Here is a 17960-nt window from a genome sequence, read left to right as displayed (position 1 = left end):
CAACAGACACGCGACGCGTGGAGCTGGGAAGCCGGCTTTACGCGTCCGATTTGCATGGGCGAAATGGCGCTGATTCGGCGCCGACTTGAACCCAGGCGGCACGTCCCGGCCAGCGGGATCATCCAGGAGACCCGGCCAACGGGTCTTGAAGACAGAGCGGCATATGGCTTCGAAAACCACAAATCCTTTCGTCTTTCTCCAGCAGGTCCGCGCGGAAACTGCCAAGGTGACTTGGCCGTCGCGCCGGGAGACGATGATCTCGACGGTGATGGTGCTCGTATTCGCGGTCATCGCGATGATCTTTTTCTTCACCGCCGACGTGGCCATGGGCTACGCGATCGAGCGGTTACTGAGCCTCGGCCATTAAGTCCGGCGATTACGGAGAAGTCTTGAAATGACCGCGCGCTGGTACATCGTCCACGCCTATTCGAACTTCGAAAAGAAGGTCGCCGAGGACATTGAGAACAAGGCCAAGCAGAAGGGCCTGTCCGCCGATATCGAGCAGATCGTGGTGCCGACCGAGAAGGTCGTCGAAATCCGCCGCGGCCGCAAGGTCGATGCCGAGCGCAAGTTCTTTCCGGGCTATGTGCTGCTCAAGGCCAATCTGACCGATGCGGTGTTCTCGCTGGTCAAGAACACGCCGAAGGTCACCGGCTTCCTCGGTGACTCCAAGCCGGTGCCGATCACCGAAGCCGAGGCGCAGCGCATCCTGAACCAGGTTCAGGAAGGCGTCGAGCGGCCGAAGCCCTCGGTCACTTTCGAGATCGGCGAGGCGATCCGCGTTTCGGATGGTCCGTTCGCCTCGTTCAACGGTTTCGTCCAGGAAGTGGACGAGGAGCGGGCGCGGCTCAAGGTGGAAGTTTCGATCTTCGGGCGCGCCGTGCCGGTCGATCTGGAATTCGGACAGGTCGAAAAGGGCTGATCCGAAAACCCTGCGCCGGTTCGCCGGCAAGGGGAGGCGGCGCGGAAAGCGCGCGGCCATGAACGGGTGGGAGGCGAATGCGGCTTTAGCCGGCCGCGCGGACCGCACCACCAGACTGCAACCGCCGGTGTTCCCGATACTGGGGCCGGCATGAGATAAAGGCAGGAAAGAGATGGCTAAGAAAATTGCAGGCCAGCTCAAGCTCCAGGTCAAAGCGGGATCGGCTACGCCGTCTCCGCCGATCGGCCCGGCACTTGGTCAGCGCGGCATCAACATCATGGAATTCTGCAAGGCGTTCAACGCGCAGACCCAGGAAATGGAAAAGGGATCGCCGATCCCGGTCGTCATCACCTATTACCAGGACAAGTCCTTCACCTTCGTCATGAAGACGCCGCCGGTGAGCTACTTCCTGAAAAAGGCGGCGAACTTGACGTCAGGTTCGAAAGAGCCGGGCAAGATCAAGGCCGGCACGATCGGCCGCGACAAGGTGCGCGCCATCGCCGAACAGAAGATGAAGGATCTGAACGCAAACGACGTCGAGGCGGCCATGCGCATGGTCGAGGGCTCCGCCCGCTCGATGGGTCTGGAAGTGGTGGGCTGAGATCATGGCGAAGATTGCAAAGCGTGTATCGAAGTCCCGCGACGGCATCGACCCCAACAAGGCCTATGCCCTTGGTGAGGCGCTGAAGCTGCTCAAGGACCGTTCGACGGTGAAGTTCGACGAGACCATCGAAGTTGCGATGAACCTCGGCGTCGACCCGCGCCATGCCGACCAGATGGTCCGCGGCGTGGTCAACCTGCCGAACGGCACCGGCCGCTCTGTCCGCGTCGCCGTGTTCGCACGTGGCGGCAAGGCCGATGAGGCTCGCGCCGCCGGCGCCGACATCGTCGGTGCCGAGGATCTGGTCGACATCGTCCAGAAGGGCACGATCGACTTCGATCGCTGCATCGCCACGCCGGACATGATGCCGCTGGTTGGCCGTCTGGGCAAGGTGCTCGGCCCGCGCGGCATGATGCCGAACCCGAAGGTCGGCACCGTCACCACCGACGTCGCCGCCGCCGTCAAGGCATCGAAGGGCGGCGCTGTCGAGTTCCGCGTCGAGAAGGCCGGCATCGTTCATGCCGGCGTCGGCAAGGTCTCGTTCGACGTCAAGGCGCTGGAAGAAAACGTCCGCGCCTTCGCCGATGCCGTGACAAAGGCAAAGCCGGCTGGCGCCAAGGGCAACTACGTCAAGAAGGTGTCGGTCACCTCGACGATGGGCCCGGGCCTCAAGCTCGACGTCTCGACGCTCGCAGCGTCTTGATACGAACATCTGGATCGGCTGCCAAGGCGCTGATCCGCAAGTGAATTCCGGGCCTCCGACTTGTCGGCGGCCCGGTACCGGAAGTCGAGAGGCTTCCGGACATCCTGTCCGAGATTGCAGGCGGCCCAGAAGCCTTAATTGAATTGGGCCTGCATGAGACGGGTGAAAACCGGACAACGGAGCGACAAGCTCCAATGAAAGGTTCGAACCGTGTTTGCCTTTTGTCTGCGCATCTCCGGCTTGCCGTCGATGTGGCGAAAGGGGGCAGGATCCTCGAGCGTCGTTCGGGAGATCTGTAATGGATGGCCCGGCCGGCAAAAAGGCAACCCGACGCCTGTCCCACTAGCGGGGCAGGGGTCAACTGGAGATAGGCAGTGGACAGAGCGGAAAAACGCGAACTCGTCACGGGCCTGAATGGTGCTTTTGCAGGCGCTGGTTCAGTCGTCGTGGCCCACTACGCCGGTATCACCGTCGCGCAAATGAACGACCTTCGGTCGAAAATGCGCGCTGCCGGTGGCACCGTCAAAGTCGCGAAGAACCGTCTCGCCAAAATCGCTCTTCAGGGCACGGACTCCGCATCGATCATCGACCTGTTCAAGGGACAGACGCTGATCGCTTATTCGGAGGATCCGATTGCGGCGCCGAAGGTCGCGTCCGATTTCGCCAAGGGAAATGACAAGTTGGTCATTCTCGGCGGCGCAATGGGCACCACCTCGCTCAACGCCGACGGTGTGAAGGCACTCGCCACACTTCCGTCGCTCGATGAGCTGCGCGCCAGGCTGGTTGGCATGATCGCCACGCCGGCAACCCGGATCGCCCAGATCGTCAATGCGCCAGCGGCTTCGGTCGCGCGCGTCATCGGCGCTTACGCCCGGAAGGACGAGGCGGCATGAGGCCGTTCCTCGCTATCACAAACACACGTTCGAACCTGATGAAGGAATACAACAATGGCTGATCTGGCAAAGATCGTAGACGACCTTTCGAAGCTGACCGTCCTCGAGGCGGCCGAGCTGTCGAAGCTTCTGGAAGAAAAGTGGGGCGTTTCGGCTGCTGCTCCGGTGGCGGTTGCCGCTGCCGGCGGCGCTGCCGCTGCTGCTGCTCCGGCTGAGGAAAAGACGGAATTCGACGTCGTCCTCACCGAGGCAGGCGCTCAGAAGATCAACGTCATCAAGGAAGTCCGCGCCATCACCGGCCTGGGCCTCAAGGAAGCCAAGGATCTGGTCGAAGCAGCTCCGAAGCCGGTCAAGGAAGCCGTTTCCAAGGCTGACGCTGAGAAGTTCAAGGCCCAGCTGGAAGCAGCCGGCGCCAAGGTCGACCTGAAGTAAGCGTAAAAGCGGCGGGCGGCCTCGCGCCGTCCGCCACTCCCTTCATCAGAGGGGAGGATGCGTAGCGCGAGATGTACGAGAACCTCTTTCCTGAGGGCCGAAACCGGCCTTCAGGAAACGGGTTTTCTCCCGTTTTAGCCGTCGCCGCCAGGCGGCGGGAAACAGATCAGGGGCCGCCGCCGAGGTGGCCGCGCATGCAAGGTGAGCCGCGGCGAGGCTCGCCCCGAGTTTATAGCTAAGGAGCGACGATGGCCCAGACCCAGACTTTCAATGGCCGCAGACGCGTACGCAAGTTCTTCGGAAAGATTCCGGAAGTTGCGGAGATGCCGAACCTGATCGAGGTTCAAAAAGCATCCTATGACCAGTTCCTGATGGTGGCGGAGCCCAAGGGTGGGCGTCCGGACGAGGGACTGCAGGCCGTTTTCAAGTCGGTTTTCCCGATCTCCGATTTCTCCGGCTCCTCGATGCTGGAGTTCGTGAAGTACGAGTTCGAAGGACCGAAATTCGACGTTGACGAATGCCGTCAGCGCGACCTGACCTATGCCGCGCCACTCAAGGTGACGCTGCGCCTCATCGTGTTCGATATCGACGAGGATACCGGCGCAAGGTCGATCAAGGACATCAAGGAGCAGGACGTCTATATGGGCGACATGCCGCTCATGACGCTCAACGGCACCTTCATCGTCAATGGCACGGAGCGCGTCATCGTCTCGCAGATGCACCGTTCGCCGGGCGTCTTCTTCGACCATGACAAGGGCAAGTCGCACTCCTCGGGCAAGCTTTTGTTTGCGGCGCGCGTCATTCCCTATCGCGGTTCGTGGCTCGACATCGAGTTCGATTCCAAGGACGTCGTGCATGCCCGCATCGACCGCCGCCGCAAGATTCCGGTGACGTCGCTCTTGATGGCGCTCGGCATGGACGGCGAAGAGATCCTGTCGACCTTCTACAACAAGATCACCTACAAGCGCGCCGGCGACCACTGGCGCATCCCGTTCAACGTCGAGCGTTTCCGCGGCCTCAAGGCCGTTGGCGACCTCGTCGATGCCGACACAGGCGAAGTTGTCGTCGAGGCCGGCAAGAAGATCACCGCCCGCCAGGCAAGGGCGCTTGGCGAAAAGGGTTTGAAGGCGATCAAGGCGACCGACGAGGATCTGCTCGGCAATTACCTGGCCGAGGACATCGTCAACTACGGCACCGGCGAGATTTTCCTCGAAGCCGGCGACGAGATCGATGAAAAGACGCTGAAGGTGCTGCTCGGCACGGGCGAAAGCGAGATCAAGGTTCTCGACATCGACCACGTCAATGTCGGCGCCTACATCCGCAATACGCTCAACGTCGACAAGAACGAGAGCCGCCAGGACGCACTGTTCGACATCTACCGTGTCATGCGCCCGGGCGAGCCGCCGACGCTTGAAACCGCCGAAGCCATGTTCAACTCGCTGTTCTTCGACTCGGAGCGCTACGACCTGTCGGCCGTCGGCCGCGTCAAGATGAACATGCGCCTCGAGCTCAAGGCTGAGGATACCGTGCGCGTGCTGCGCAAGGACGACATCCTGGCCGTGGTCAAGACGCTGGTCGAGCTGCGCGACGGCAAGGGCGAGATCGACGACATCGACAATCTCGGCAACCGCCGCGTGCGTTCTGTCGGCGAGCTGATGGAGAACCAATACCGCGTCGGCCTGCTGCGCATGGAGCGCGCGATCAAGGAACGTATGTCCTCGATCGAGATCGATACGGTGATGCCGCAGGACCTGATCAACGCCAAGCCGGCGGCTGCCGCCGTGCGCGAGTTCTTCGGTTCCTCGCAGCTGTCGCAGTTCATGGATCAGACCAACCCGCTGTCGGAGATCACCTACAAGCGCCGCCTGTCGGCACTTGGCCCGGGCGGTCTGACCCGCGAGCGCGCCGGCTTCGAAGTGCGCGACGTGCACCCGACGCATTACGGCCGCATCTGCCCGATCGAGACGCCGGAAGGCCCGAACATCGGTCTGATCAACTCGCTGGCGACCTTCGCGCGCGTCAACAAGTACGGCTTCATCGAAAGCCCGTACCGCAAGATCGTCAATGGCAAGCTGACCAATGAGGTCGTCTATCTCTCCGCTATGGAAGAGTCCAAGCACCACGTTGCGCAGGCCAATGCCGAGCTCGACAAGAATGGTGGTTTCGTCGACGAATTCGTCATTTGCCGCAGCGCCGGCGAAGTGATGATGGCGCCGCGCGAAAACGTCGATCTCATGGACGTGTCGCCCAAGCAGATGGTGTCCGTGGCCGCGGCGCTGATCCCGTTCCTCGAGAACGACGACGCCAACCGCGCGCTGATGGGCTCCAACATGCAGCGTCAGGCCGTGCCGCTGGTGCGCGCCGAAGCGCCGTTCGTAGGCACCGGCATGGAGCCGATCGTTGCCCGTGACTCGGGTGCCGCCATCGGCGCCCGCCGCGGCGGCATCGTCGACCAGGTGGACGCGACGCGTATCGTCATCCGCGCCACGGAAGATCTCGATCCCGGCAAGTCTGGCGTCGACATCTACCGGCTGATGAAGTTCCAGCGTTCGAACCAGAACACCTGCATCAACCAGCGTCCGCTGGTGCGCATGGGCGACCGCGTCAACAAGGGCGACATCATCGCCGACGGTCCGTCGACCGAGCTCGGCGATCTGGCGCTCGGCCGCAACGTGCTGGTCGCGTTCATGCCGTGGAACGGCTACAACTACGAGGACTCGATCCTGCTCTCCGAGCGCATCGTGGCCGACGACGTGTTCACCTCGATCCACATCGAGGAATTCGAGGTCATGGCCCGCGACACCAAGCTCGGACCGGAGGAAATCACGCGCGACATTCCGAACGTTTCGGAAGAAGCGCTGAAGAACCTCGACGAAGCCGGCATCGTCTATATCGGCGCGGAAGTGCAGCCGGGCGACATCCTGGTCGGCAAGATCACGCCGAAGGGCGAAAGCCCGATGACGCCGGAAGAAAAGCTCCTGCGCGCCATCTTCGGTGAAAAGGCGTCGGACGTTCGCGACACCTCGATGCGCATGCCTCCGGGCACCTTCGGCACCGTCGTCGAAGTGCGCGTGTTCAACCGCCACGGCGTTGAGAAGGACGAGCGCGCCATGGCGATCGAACGCGAGGAGATCGAACGCCTCGCCAAGGACCGCGACGACGAGCAGGCGATCCTCGACCGCAACGTCTATTCGCGCCTTTCCGACGTTCTCGTCGGCAAGGAAGCGATTGCCGGGCCGAAGGGCTTCAAGAAGGGCTCGAAGCTGTCGAAGGACACGCTTGACGAGTATCCGCGTTCGCAGTGGTGGCAGTTTGCGGTGGAGAACGAAAAGCTCCAGAGCGAACTGGAAGCCCTGCGTGGCCAGTACGACGATTCCAAGAAGGCGCTCGAGCAGCGCTTCATGGACAAGGTCGAGAAGGTCCAGCGCGGCGACGAAATGCCTCCGGGCGTCATGAAGATGGTCAAGGTCTTCGTGGCCGTGAAGCGCAAGATGCAGCCGGGCGACAAGATGGCGGGACGTCACGGCAACAAGGGTGTCGTGTCGCGGATCGTTCCGGTCGAGGACATGCCTTTCCTCGAGGACGGCACGCATGCCGATATCGTGCTCAACCCGCTGGGTGTGCCGAGCCGCATGAATGTCGGCCAGATCCTGGAAACGCATCTGGGCTGGGCATGCGCGGGCATGGGCAAGAAGATCGGCGAGCTGATCGACGCGTACAAGACGGCTGGAGACATCAAGCCGTTGCGCAAGACGCTTGAGAGCTTCATCCCAGCCAACGACCGCAACGAGCCGGTCCGCGAATATGACGACGAGAGCATCGTTCGCCTGAGCGAGCAGATGCGCCGCGGCGTCTCTATCGCGACACCGGTGTTCGACGGCGCGCATGAAGTCGACATCAACATCATGCTGGAGCAGGCAGGCCTGCACACCAGCGGTCAGTCGCAGCTCTATGACGGACGCACCGGCGAGCCGTTCGATCGCAAGGTGACGATGGGCTATATCTATATGCTCAAGCTTCACCACCTGGTGGACGACAAGATCCACGCGCGTTCGATCGGTCCGTACTCGCTCGTTACCCAGCAGCCGCTGGGCGGCAAGGCGCAGTTCGGTGGCCAGCGCTTCGGCGAAATGGAGGTCTGGGCGCTGGAAGCCTATGGCGCCGCCTACACGCTGCAGGAAATGCTGACGGTGAAGTCGGACGATGTCGCCGGCCGCACCAAGGTCTACGAGGCGATCGTGCGCGGCGACGACACGTTCGAGGCCGGCATTCCCGAGAGCTTCAACGTGCTCGTCAAGGAAATGCGGTCTCTCGGCCTCAATGTCGAGCTGGAGAACACCAAGCTCGACGACAACCCTGTCCGGCTGCCAGATGCTGCCGAATAGGGGCGCGGCCGAGTAAGCAAGACATCCGGTCGCGGAACGCCGCGACCGGATGCAACAAATTCTACGGCCAGTGGGCCGACCACTCAGCGGGCATTTGGCCCGCGTTAGATGCAAGGGGTTTTCGAGGACCCCGAAAAGGAGAACGGCATGAACCAAGAGGTCATGAATCTCTTCAATCCGCAGGCGCCGGCGCAGGTGTTCGATTCCATTCGGATATCGCTCGCCAGCCCTGAGAAGATTCTGTCCTGGTCGTTCGGCGAGATCAAGAAGCCGGAGACCATCAACTACCGCACCTTCAAGCCGGAGCGTGACGGTCTGTTCTGCGCTCGCATTTTTGGCCCGATCAAGGACTATGAATGTCTGTGCGGCAAGTACAAGCGCATGAAGTACAAGGGCGTCATCTGCGAAAAGTGCGGCGTCGAAGTCACGCTGTCGCGCGTTCGCCGCGAACGCATGGGCCATATCGAGCTGGCGGCACCCGTCGCTCACATCTGGTTCCTGAAGTCGCTGCCGTCGCGCATCGGCACGCTGCTCGACATGACCCTGAAGGACATCGAGCGCGTCCTCTACTTCGAGAACTACATCGTCACCGAGCCTGGCCTAACCGCGCTGAAGGAGCACCAGCTGCTCAGCGAGGAAGAGTACATGATCGCCGTCGACGAGTATGGCGAGGATTCGTTCACCGCCATGATCGGCGCCGAGGCCATTCATGACCTTCTGGCCGGCATGGACCTGGAGAAGATCGCCGGCGACCTGCGTTCGGAACTGGCTTCGACCACGTCCGAGCTGAAGCAGAAGAAGTATCTGAAGCGACTCAAGGTCGTCGAGAACTTCATGGAGTCCGGCAACCGTCCGGAATGGATGATCATGAAGGTGGTTCCGGTGATCCCGCCGGACCTGCGCCCGCTGGTTCCTCTGGATGGTGGACGTTTCGCGACGTCCGACCTGAACGATCTCTATCGCCGCGTCATCAACCGCAACAACCGTCTGAAGCGGCTGATCGAGCTGCGCGCCCCCGGCATCATCGTGCGCAATGAAAAGCGCATGCTGCAGGAAGCCGTCGATGCGCTGTTCGACAACGGCCGTCGCGGCCGCGTCATCACCGGCGCCAACAAGCGTCCGCTGAAGTCGCTGTCCGACATGTTGAAGGGCAAGCAGGGCCGGTTCCGCCAGAACCTGCTCGGCAAGCGCGTCGACTATTCGGGCCGTTCGGTCATCGTCACCGGTCCGGAGCTCAAGCTGCACCAGTGCGGCCTGCCGAAGAAGATGGCGCTCGAACTGTTCAAGCCGTTCATCTACGCCCGCCTCGACGCCAAGGGGTTCTCCTCGACCGTCAAGCAGGCCAAGAAGCTGGTCGAGAAGGAGCGTCCGGAAGTCTGGGATATCCTCGACGAGGTCATCCGCGAGCATCCGGTGCTGTTGAACCGTGCGCCGACGCTGCACCGCCTTGGCATCCAGGCGTTCGAGCCGATCCTGATCGAAGGCAAGGCGATCCAGCTGCATCCGCTGGTCTGCACGGCCTTCAACGCCGACTTCGACGGCGACCAGATGGCCGTTCACGTGCCGCTCTCGTTGGAAGCGCAGCTTGAAGCCCGCGTGCTGATGATGTCGACCAACAACATCCTGCACCCGGCTTCCGGCGCGCCGATCATCGTGCCTTCGCAGGACATGGTCCTGGGTCTCTACTATCTCTCGATCGTCAATCAGAACGAGCCGGGCGAAGGCATGGTGTTTGCCGACATGGGCGAACTCCAGCACGCGCTCGAGACCAAGGCGGTGACGCTGCACTCCAAGATCAAGGGTCGTTTCCGCACGGTCGACGCCGAAGGCAAGGTCGTGTCGAAAATCTACGACACCACGCCTGGCCGCATGATCATCGGCGAGCTGCTGCCGAAGAACGTCAATGTGCCTTACGAGACGGCCAACCAGGAGATGACCAAGAAGAACATCTCCAAGATGATCGACACCGTCTACCGCCACTGCGGTCAGAAGGAGACGGTCATTTTCTGCGACCGCATCATGGCCCTCGGCTTCAGCCACGCCTGCCGCGCCGGCATTTCGTTCGGCAAGGACGACATGCTGATCCCGGACGCCAAGATCAAGCTGGTTTCCGACACCGAGGCTTTGGCCAAGGAATACGAGCAGCAGTACAATGACGGCCTGATCACGCAGGGCGAGAAGTACAACAAGGTCGTCGACGCCTGGGCGAAGTGCTCGGAAAAGGTCGCCGACGAGATGATGGCCCGCATCAAGGCCGTCGAGTTCGAGGACAGTGGCCGTCAAAAGCCGATGAACTCGATCTACATGATGTCGCATTCGGGTGCGCGTGGTTCGCCCACCCAGATGCGTCAGCTCGCCGGCATGCGCGGCCTGATGGCAAAGCCCTCGGGTGAAATCATCGAGACGCCGATCATCTCGAACTTCAAGGAAGGCCTGACCGTGCTCGAGTACTTCAACTCGACCCACGGCGCCCGCAAGGGTCTGGCCGACACCGCCTTGAAGACGGCGAACTCGGGCTACCTCACCCGTCGTCTGGTCGACGTGGCGCAGGACTGCATCGTCAACTCCGTGGATTGCGGCACCGACAAGGGCCTCACCATGCAGCCGATCGTCGATGCCGGTCAGGTCGTCGCTTCGGTCGGCCAGCGCGTGCTGGGCCGCACCTCGCTCGACGACATCACGCATCCGGTTTCGGGTGAGGTTCTGGTCAAGGCCGGAACGCTGATGGACGAACGTGACGTGGAAAAGATCGAAAAGGCCGGCGTGCAGTCGGTCCGCATTCGCTCGGCACTGACCTGCGAGGTCAGGATCGGCGTCTGTGCGGTCTGCTACGGACGCGATCTTGCCCGCGGCACCCCGGTCAACCAGGGCGAAGCCGTCGGCGTCATCGCGGCGCAGTCGATCGGCGAGCCGGGGACCCAGCTCACCATGCGTACCTTCCACATGGGCGGTACGGCGCAGGTGGTGGACAGCTCGTTCCTTGAAGCCTCGTATGAGGGCAAGGTCGAGATCCGCAACCGCAACGTGGTGCGCAACTCGGACGGCCAGCAGATGGTCATGGGCCGCAACATGGCGGTGCTGATCCTCGACGAAGCCGGCAAGGAGCGTGCCTCGCATCGCCTTACCTATGGTTCGCGCATCTTCGTGGACGATGGCGACAAGGTGAAGCGCGGCCAGCGTATCGCCGAATGGGATCCCTATACCCGCCCCGTCCTCACCGAAATCGAGGGCAAGGTGTCGTACGAGGATCTGGTCGACGGCATTTCCGTTCAGGAAACGGCCGACGAATTGACCGGCATCACCAAGCGCGAGGTCATCGACTGGCGCTCGACGCCACGCGGCAACGACCTCAAGCCGGCGATCGCGATCCTTGACCCCAAGGGCAAGGTCGGCAAGCTGTCGAAGGGCGGCGACGCCCGCTTCCTGCTCTCGGTCGAGGCCATTCTTTCGGTCGAGCCGGGTTCGCAGGTTCGTCCCGGCGACGTTTTGGCGCGTATCCCGATGGAAAGCGCCAAGACCAAGGATATCACCGGTGGTCTGCCGCGTGTTGCCGAACTGTTCGAGGCACGTCGTCCGAAGGATCACGCCATCATCGCAGAGATCGATGGCACGATCCGCTTCGGCCGCGACTACAAGAACAAGCGCCGCATCATCATCGAGCCGCATGACTCGACGCTTGAGCCGGTCGAATACCTGATCCCGAAGGGCAAGCCGTTCCATCTCCAGGACGGCGACGTCATCGAGAAGGGCGACTACATCCTCGACGGCAATCCGGCGCCGCACGACATCCTGGCGATCAAGGGTGTGGAAGCACTTGCTTCCTACCTCGTGAACGAAATCCAGGAAGTCTACCGTCTGCAGGGCGTGTCGATCAACGACAAGCATATCGAGGTGATCGTTCGCCAGATGCTGCAGAAGGTCGAGATCACGGTGCAGGGCGACTCGACCTACATTCCGGGCGACCACGTCGACGTGATCGAACTGGAAGAGGTCAACGAGCGCCTGGTCGAGGACGGCAAGAAGCCGGCCGAAGGCCAGCCGGTGCTGCTGGGCATAACCAAGGCCTCGCTGCAAACGCCGTCCTTCATCTCGGCCGCCTCCTTCCAGGAGACGACCAGGGTGCTGACCGAAGCTGCGGTTGCCGGCAAGACCGACATGCTGCAGGGCCTGAAGGAAAACGTCATCGTCGGCCGGCTGATCCCGGCCGGTACCGGCGGCACGATGAGCCAGATCCGGCGCATCGCCACCTCGCGCGACGAACTGATCATCGACGAGCGCCGCAAGGCCTCCGGTGTCGAGGTCGCCGAGCCGATGCTGACCGACATGGTCAACGCCGCGCAGTAAGCGCGGTAGGACGAGAAGAAGGAAGGGGGCCCCAGTGGCCCCTTTTCGCGTTTTGACCCCTAATCGAATCGAGGAAAACATGAGCAAGAAGGTTTGGACTGACGTCGACGACTACATCGTTTCCTCTCTCTTCGAGGCGGATCCCGTCCTTGACGCGGTGCTTGCGGCCAACCGCGACCAGGGCCTGCCGGCCATCGACGTATCGCCGGCGCAGGGCAAGCTGCTGTCGCTGCTGGTCCGCATCAGCGGCGCCAGGAAGGTGCTGGAGATCGGCACGCTCGGCGGCTACTCGACCATCTGGATGGCAAGGGGATTGCCCGTCGGCGGCAAGATCGTGACGCTCGAACTCGAGCCGCATCATGCAAAAGTCGCGCACTCGAATCTCGAGCGGGCAGGGGTGTCGGACAAGGTCGAGCTCAGGATCGGCCCCGCGCTTCAGTCGCTTGAGACGCTGGCTGCCGAAAATGCCGGTCCGTTCGATCTGATCTTCATCGACGCCGACAAGCCGAACAATCCGAATTATCTGTCATGGGCCATGCGCCTGTCGCGGCCGGGGACGGTCATCATCTGCGACAACGTCATCCGCGACGGCACCGTGCTCAACGACGATGGCCGTGACGCCTATGTCGAAGGCGCACGCGGTGCGTTTTCATTCATCGGCGGCGACAAGCGCCTGGACGGCACCGCCATCCAGACCGTCGGCGCCAAAGGCTATGACGGCTTTGCGATTGCGATCGTCGAGTAAGGCTGCATGGTGAGTGTCCGGACTGCGGTCCGGCAGAACTCATCGTTCAATCGAAGAACGCTCCCACCACATTGCGCTTGCCGAGCATGAAGGCGTCGGCCACGTGCTGCAGGGGTGCCAAATCGACATCGGAGACGCCGGCGCGTACGATTTCAGCGAAGCGCCGGTAAAGCTGGGGATATTCGGCCTCCGGCTCGTCGTGAACCACCTTGCCGTCGATGGCGAGCTTGGTGCCGCCGCCGGACAGCACCATCTTGCCCTTGTCGGTGTCGGCCAGGATGTCCCAGCTCTGTGGTCCCGTCTGCAGCCAGTCGAGCTCCATGGTCACCGGCAATCCATCCGAGGTGCGGAAGGTAACGTGGGCCGCCACAGGCGAGGCGCGGTTTTCCGGGAAGTCGAGGACGGCCGAGGTGATGAACATCGCCGGCAGGATGTGGGTTGCGATCGACAGTGCGTTTATGCCGGGATCGAAGACACCGAAGCCGCCCGGCGCCCAGATCCAATCCTGGTTCGGATGCCAACGGCGGACATCTTCCTTCCAGACGATGGCGGCCGAGTTGACCTTGGCCGACGCCAGGAAGGCACGCGCGGCTTCCACCGCCGGCGCGTAGCGCGAATGCCAGCTGGCGAACAGTGAGACGCCACTGGCTGCCGCCAGTCTCTTCAGGTCCTCGACCTCGCTGACGGTGGCGCCCGGCGGCTTCTCCAGGAAAACATGCTTCTTCGCAATCAGCGCCGTGCGTGCCGCGTCGTAGCGGAACTGCGGCGGCATGCACAGCGACACGGCCTCGAGTTCCGGCACCGCGTCGAGCATCGCCTCAATGGTCGGAAAATTCGGGATGCCGTCCACCTTGCCGTGCCGGCTGGCGGCGGCGATGAGGCGGTAGTCCGCATCCTTGGCCACTGCCGGCAGATGCTGGTCGCGCACGATCTTGCCGACGCCGACGATGCCGAGCTTGATGGGACCATTGTTCGAGGGCATGGGAACTCCGCGGATTCGAATTTGGCTGGTTAAGTCGCTCGGTTCTTAGCAGAGAACCGGTGCCGGGCAAGCCGGCGCGGTGACAGGCGCAAGCAGCCGGCCACGCTCAGAGCGGAACCTCGAACGTAACGATCGACACTTCGCCTTCGAGCGCACCCTGAAAGGCTGACAGATGCGGCTCCTCGTCGGGTTCGCCGTCCATATCGCCGATCTGGTCGAGCTCGACCTCGGCATAGCCTTCGGCCGCAAGCGATTCGAGCACCCGGCGCACGGCCGAATCGTCGTCGGGCGCAACCAGCATCACATGGACGCCTTCCGGCTTGCCGCCCTTCTTTTTCCAGACCCGGCCGGTGACGATGGTGACCGGGCGTTCCTCATTGTCGTTCACGGGCTGATTCCTCTTGAGACGGGGGCGGGCGAGGGGTTTTGGGCTGTCCATGGCGCCTTTTGCCATGAAGAACCCGCGCATGACAGCCAAAAGCCGGTCACTTTCTTGTCTGCCCCGGTCACTTTCTTCCTCTGCCTTGCAAAACGAAGAAAGAAAATTACATGCGTTTTTCGCATGGCTGCCAAGCCGTCGTCAGCGCGCAATATTTGGCGTGCCGGGGTTGACGGTTCACGGTCTTGCGAGTAGAAGCCGCCCAGTCAGAACCGATGTGAGGCTCTCCCTTCCGAAGCGACACGCTTTGGAGTTTGCCTCAAACAGGGTTCGTTTTACGAGCGAAAAGACATTTCCGGCGCGCATGAAGCGGTTCCCGCTTCCTCTGCATTTTGTTCGGGCAGGACCGCGAGGCGCGGTTTATGGCCCGAATTTGCGTATGGAATTGGCGCTTTGAGCGGCCCTGACCGGGCGAGACACGGAATTGAGAGACAAGAGGGTTTAATGCCTACCGTCAACCAGCTGATCCGCAAGCCGCGCATTGCGCCGGTGAAGCGCAACAAGGTCCCGGCCATGCAGCAGAACCCGCAGAAGCGGGGCGTCTGCACGCGCGTCTATACAACGACGCCGAGGAAGCCGAACTCGGCACTGCGCAAGGTGGCCAAGATCCGCCTGACCAACGGCTTTGAAGTGATCGGCTACATCCCCGGCGAAGGCCACAACCTTCAGGAACACTCCGTGGTCATGATCCGCGGCGGCCGCGTAAAGGATCTTCCGGGCGTGCGCTACCACATCATCCGCGGCGTGCTCGACACGCAGGGCGTGAAGAACCGCAAGCAGCGCCGTTCGAAGTACGGCGCCAAGCGTCCGAAGTAAGGGGCGTCCGAAGTAAGATTTTCCGGCCCTGGCGCTGCTTGAATGCGTCGGGCTACGAGATTGAGAGACAAAAGCCATGTCGCGTCGTCACAGTGCAGAAAAGCGTGAGATCAATCCGGACCCGAAGTTCGGCGATCTGATCGTCACCAAGTTCATGAACGCCGTTATGTATGACGGCAAGAAGTCGGTTGCCGAGACCATCGTCTACGGTGCGCTCGACCAGGTTCAGTCGAAGACCAAGCAGGAGCCGGTCACCGTCTTCCATCAGGCGCTCGACAATGTCGCGCCGCATGTGGAAGTCCGGTCGCGCCGCGTCGGCGGCGCTACCTACCAGGTTCCGGTCGATGTGCGCCCCGAGCGCCGTCAGGCCCTGGCGATCCGCTGGCTGATCGCCGCGGCCCGCAACCGCAACGAGACCACCATGGTCGACCGCCTCTCCGGCGAGCTGATGGACGCGGCCAATAACCGCGGCACCGCCGTGAAGAAGCGTGAAGACACCCACAAGATGGCAGAAGCCAACCGCGCTTTCGCACACTACCGCTGGTAAAGCGCGAACGAGACTGAGAAGGCATCCAAGATGGCCCGCGAATATAAAATCGAAGACTACCGCAATTTCGGTATCATGGCGCATATTGACGCCGGCAAGACGACGACCACCGAGCGCGTCCTCTATTACACGGGCAAGTCGCACAAGATCGGCGAAGTCCACGACGGCGCTGCCACCATGGATTGGATGGAGCAGGAGCAGGAACGCGGCATCACGATCACGTCCGCCGCCACCACGACCTTCTGGAAGGGTCGCAGCGGCAAGATGTACCGCTTCAACATCATCGACACTCCCGGACACGTCGACTTCACCATCGAAGTCGAGCGTTCGCTGCGCGTGCTCGACGGCGCCATTGCGCTGCTCGATGCCAATGCCGGTGTCGAGCCGCAGACCGAGACTGTCTGGCGCCAGGCCGACAAGTATAAAGTTCCGCGCATGATCTTCTGCAACAAGATGGACAAGATCGGCGCCGACTTCTACCGCTCGGTCGAGATGATCGGCTCGCGTCTTGGTGCGCATGCCGTCGTCATGCAGCTGCCGATCGGCGCCGAGACCGAGTTCAAGGGTGTCGTCGATCTCGTCGAGATGAACGCGCTGGTCTGGCGCGACGAGACGTTGGGCGCTGCCTGGGACGTCGTCGAGATCCCTGCCGACCTTCAGGCCCGGGCCGAAGAATACCGCGAGAAGATGATCGAAGCCGCCGTCGAAATGGACGAGACGGCCCTCGAGAATTACCTCGAAGGCAAGATGCCGTCGAATGACGAGATCCGCGCGCTGATCCGCAAGGGCACCATCGCGGTCAAGTTCTACCCGATGTTCTGTGGCTCGGCCTTCAAGAACAAGGGCGTGCAGCCGCTGCTCGACGCCGTCGTCGAATACCTGCCGTCGCCGGCCGATGTTCCCGCCATCAAGGGCGTCGACGCCAAGACCGATGCCGAGATCGAGCGTCATGCCGACGACAACGAGCCGCTGTCGATGCTGGCCTTCAAGATTATGAACGACCCGTTCGTCGGTTCGCTGACCTTTGCCCGCATCTATTCGGGCAAACTGACCAAGGGCATCTCGGTCGATAACACCGTCAAGGGCAAGAAAGAGCGCATCGGCCGCATGCTGCAGATGCATGCGAATTCGCGCGCCGACGTCGAAGAAGCCTTTGCCGGCGACATCGTTGCTCTGGCCGGCCTCAAGGACACGACCACCGGCGATACGCTCAGCGATCCGCTGCACCCGGTCATCCTCGAGCGCATGGAATTCCCGGATCCGGTCATCCAGATCGCCATCGAGCCGAAGACCAAGAACGACCAGGAAAAGATGGGCCTCGCCCTTCACCGCCTGGCCGCCGAGGATCCGTCATTCCGCGTCAAGACCGACGAGGAAAGCGGCCAGACCATCATTTCGGGCATGGGCGAACTTCACCTCGACATCATCGTCGACCGCATGCGTCGCGAGTTCAAGGTTGAGGCCAATGTCGGCGCGCCGCAGGTGGCTTACCGCGAGACCATCACCCGCAGGCACGAGCAGGACTACACCCACAAGAAGCAGACCGGCGGTACCGGTCAGTTCGCTCGCGTCAAGATCGTGTTCGAACCGAACCCGGAAAGCTCGGAGTTCGAGTTCGAGACCAAGATCGTCGGCGGTGCGGTTCCCAAGGAATACATCCCGGGTGTCGAAAAGGGCATCAACAGTGTCATGTCGTCGGGTCCGTTCGCGGGCTTCCCGATGATCGGCGTCAAGGCGACGCTTATCGACGGCGCTTACCACGATGTGGACTCCAGCGTCCTGGCGTTCGAAATCGCCGGCCGCGCCTGCTTCCGTGAAGCCGCACCCAAGCTTGGCGTGCAGCTGCTCGAGCCGATCATGAAGGTCGAAGTCGTGACCCCGGAAGACTACGTCGGCAGCGTCATCGGCGACCTGAACGGCCGTCGTGGCCAGATCCAGGGCCAGGAAGCTCGCGGCGTGGCTGTCGTCATTAACGCGATGGTGCCGCTGGCCAACATGTTCAAGTACGTCGACAACCTGCGCTCGATGAGCCAGGGCCGCGCGGCCTACACGATGCAGTTCGATCACTATGAGCCTGTGCCGACCGCGGTCGCCCAGGAAGTCCAGAAGAAATACGCGTAACCTGAACGGGTTGCATCGGTAACTTAATTC

General features: G+C 62.1%; 14 protein-coding genes. 12 read left to right on the top strand and 2 right to left on the bottom strand.

All coding sequences use genetic code 11. The features are described 5' to 3' along the window. Window positions 1-163: 163 nt before the first annotated feature. From secE to ACYG9V_RS20930, 9 genes are all read left to right on the top strand, one after another. Window positions 164-367: a preprotein translocase subunit SecE gene (gene secE / locus ACYG9V_RS20970; RefSeq protein WP_023667439.1), complete on the top strand. Its 204-nt coding sequence runs from the start codon at window positions 164-166 to the stop codon at window positions 365-367. A 27-nt stretch (window positions 368-394) separates the two neighbouring features. Continuing rightward, window positions 395-922: a transcription termination/antitermination protein NusG gene (gene nusG, locus ACYG9V_RS20965; RefSeq protein ID WP_006333333.1), complete on the top strand. Its 528-nt coding sequence runs from the start codon at window positions 395-397 to the stop codon at window positions 920-922. A gap of 172 nt (window positions 923-1094) precedes the next feature. Further along, complete coding sequence (gene rplK, locus ACYG9V_RS20960; RefSeq protein ID WP_006333334.1) at window positions 1095-1523, top strand: 50S ribosomal protein L11; 429 nt, start codon at window positions 1095-1097, stop codon at window positions 1521-1523. 4 nt (window positions 1524-1527) lie between these two features. Beyond that, the gene (rplA, locus tag ACYG9V_RS20955) at window positions 1528-2226 is read left to right on the top strand and encodes a 50S ribosomal protein L1 (RefSeq protein ID WP_023667438.1); all 699 of its coding nucleotides are present in this window, start codon (window positions 1528-1530) and stop codon (window positions 2224-2226) included. A gap of 374 nt (window positions 2227-2600) precedes the next feature. After that, the gene (gene rplJ / locus ACYG9V_RS20950; protein ID WP_023667437.1) at window positions 2601-3119 is read left to right on the top strand and encodes a 50S ribosomal protein L10; all 519 of its coding nucleotides are present in this window, start codon (window positions 2601-2603) and stop codon (window positions 3117-3119) included. A 54-nt stretch (window positions 3120-3173) separates the two neighbouring features. Continuing rightward, window positions 3174-3551, top strand: coding sequence for a 50S ribosomal protein L7/L12 (gene rplL / locus ACYG9V_RS20945; protein WP_023667436.1), 378 nt, complete (start codon window positions 3174-3176; stop codon window positions 3549-3551). 248 nt (window positions 3552-3799) lie between these two features. Next, window positions 3800-7936: a DNA-directed RNA polymerase subunit beta gene (rpoB, locus tag ACYG9V_RS20940; protein WP_460222010.1), complete on the top strand. Its 4137-nt coding sequence runs from the start codon at window positions 3800-3802 to the stop codon at window positions 7934-7936. A 147-nt stretch (window positions 7937-8083) separates the two neighbouring features. Beyond that, window positions 8084-12280 carry a DNA-directed RNA polymerase subunit beta' gene (gene rpoC, locus ACYG9V_RS20935; RefSeq protein ID WP_460222009.1) on the top strand — a complete coding sequence of 1399 codons (4197 nt, stop codon included), beginning with the start codon at window positions 8084-8086 and terminating at the stop codon, window positions 12278-12280. 79 nt (window positions 12281-12359) lie between these two features. Beyond that, window positions 12360-13025, top strand: coding sequence for an O-methyltransferase (locus ACYG9V_RS20930; protein WP_023818204.1), 666 nt, complete (start codon window positions 12360-12362; stop codon window positions 13023-13025). A gap of 46 nt (window positions 13026-13071) precedes the next feature. Here the strand turns inward: ACYG9V_RS20930 and ACYG9V_RS20925 are convergent, their stop codons facing one another. After that, window positions 13072-14007, bottom strand: coding sequence for a Gfo/Idh/MocA family protein (locus ACYG9V_RS20925; protein WP_352765931.1), 936 nt, complete (start codon window positions 14005-14007; stop codon window positions 13072-13074). A gap of 106 nt (window positions 14008-14113) precedes the next feature. Then, window positions 14114-14395, bottom strand: a complete 282-nt coding sequence (locus ACYG9V_RS20920; protein WP_023686022.1) for a hypothetical protein — start codon at window positions 14393-14395, stop codon at window positions 14114-14116. 495 nt (window positions 14396-14890) lie between these two features. Between ACYG9V_RS20920 and rpsL the strand changes: the two genes are divergently transcribed. The 3 genes from rpsL (at window position 14891) to fusA (ending at window position 17930) form a co-directional block, all read left to right on the top strand. Then, on the top strand, window positions 14891-15262 hold the full coding sequence (gene rpsL, locus ACYG9V_RS20915; protein ID WP_027062687.1) for a 30S ribosomal protein S12: 372 nt from the start codon (window positions 14891-14893) through the stop codon (window positions 15260-15262). 76 nt (window positions 15263-15338) lie between these two features. Further along, on the top strand, window positions 15339-15809 hold the full coding sequence (gene rpsG / locus ACYG9V_RS20910) for a 30S ribosomal protein S7 (protein ID WP_008875664.1): 471 nt from the start codon (window positions 15339-15341) through the stop codon (window positions 15807-15809). Between the two features lie 30 nt (window positions 15810-15839). Next, window positions 15840-17930 carry an elongation factor G gene (gene fusA / locus ACYG9V_RS20905; RefSeq protein ID WP_023667430.1) on the top strand — a complete coding sequence of 697 codons (2091 nt, stop codon included), beginning with the start codon at window positions 15840-15842 and terminating at the stop codon, window positions 17928-17930. Window positions 17931-17960: the final 30 nt, after the last annotated feature.

It is taken from the genome of Mesorhizobium sp. W016 (assembly GCF_054719485.1).
The sequence above is the reverse complement of the archived record's forward strand: the minus strand, read 5'-3'. Positions and strand labels throughout refer to the sequence as shown.

Bases quoted from the DNA above. Each gene is read 5' to 3' on its own strand.
- rplA (WP_023667438.1), top strand. From the start codon at position 1,528: ATGGCGAAGATTGCAAAGCGTGTATCGAAGTCCCGCGACGGCATCGAC.
- rplK (WP_006333334.1), top strand. From the start codon at position 1,095: ATGGCTAAGAAAATTGCAGGCCAGCTCAAGCTCCAGGTCAAAGCGGGA.
- fusA (WP_023667430.1), top strand. From the start codon at position 15,840: ATGGCCCGCGAATATAAAATCGAAGACTACCGCAATTTCGGTATCATG.
- nusG (WP_006333333.1), top strand. From the start codon at position 395: ATGACCGCGCGCTGGTACATCGTCCACGCCTATTCGAACTTCGAAAAG.
- secE (WP_023667439.1), top strand. From the start codon at position 164: ATGGCTTCGAAAACCACAAATCCTTTCGTCTTTCTCCAGCAGGTCCGC.
- ACYG9V_RS20930 (WP_023818204.1), top strand. From the start codon at position 12,360: ATGAGCAAGAAGGTTTGGACTGACGTCGACGACTACATCGTTTCCTCT.
- rpoB (WP_460222010.1), top strand. From the start codon at position 3,800: ATGGCCCAGACCCAGACTTTCAATGGCCGCAGACGCGTACGCAAGTTC.
- rpsL (WP_027062687.1), top strand. From the start codon at position 14,891: ATGCCTACCGTCAACCAGCTGATCCGCAAGCCGCGCATTGCGCCGGTG.
- rpoC (WP_460222009.1), top strand. From the start codon at position 8,084: ATGAACCAAGAGGTCATGAATCTCTTCAATCCGCAGGCGCCGGCGCAG.
- rplL (WP_023667436.1), top strand. From the start codon at position 3,174: ATGGCTGATCTGGCAAAGATCGTAGACGACCTTTCGAAGCTGACCGTC.
- rpsG (WP_008875664.1), top strand. From the start codon at position 15,339: ATGTCGCGTCGTCACAGTGCAGAAAAGCGTGAGATCAATCCGGACCCG.
- ACYG9V_RS20925 (WP_352765931.1), bottom strand. From the start codon at position 14,007: ATGCCCTCGAACAATGGTCCCATCAAGCTCGGCATCGTCGGCGTCGGC.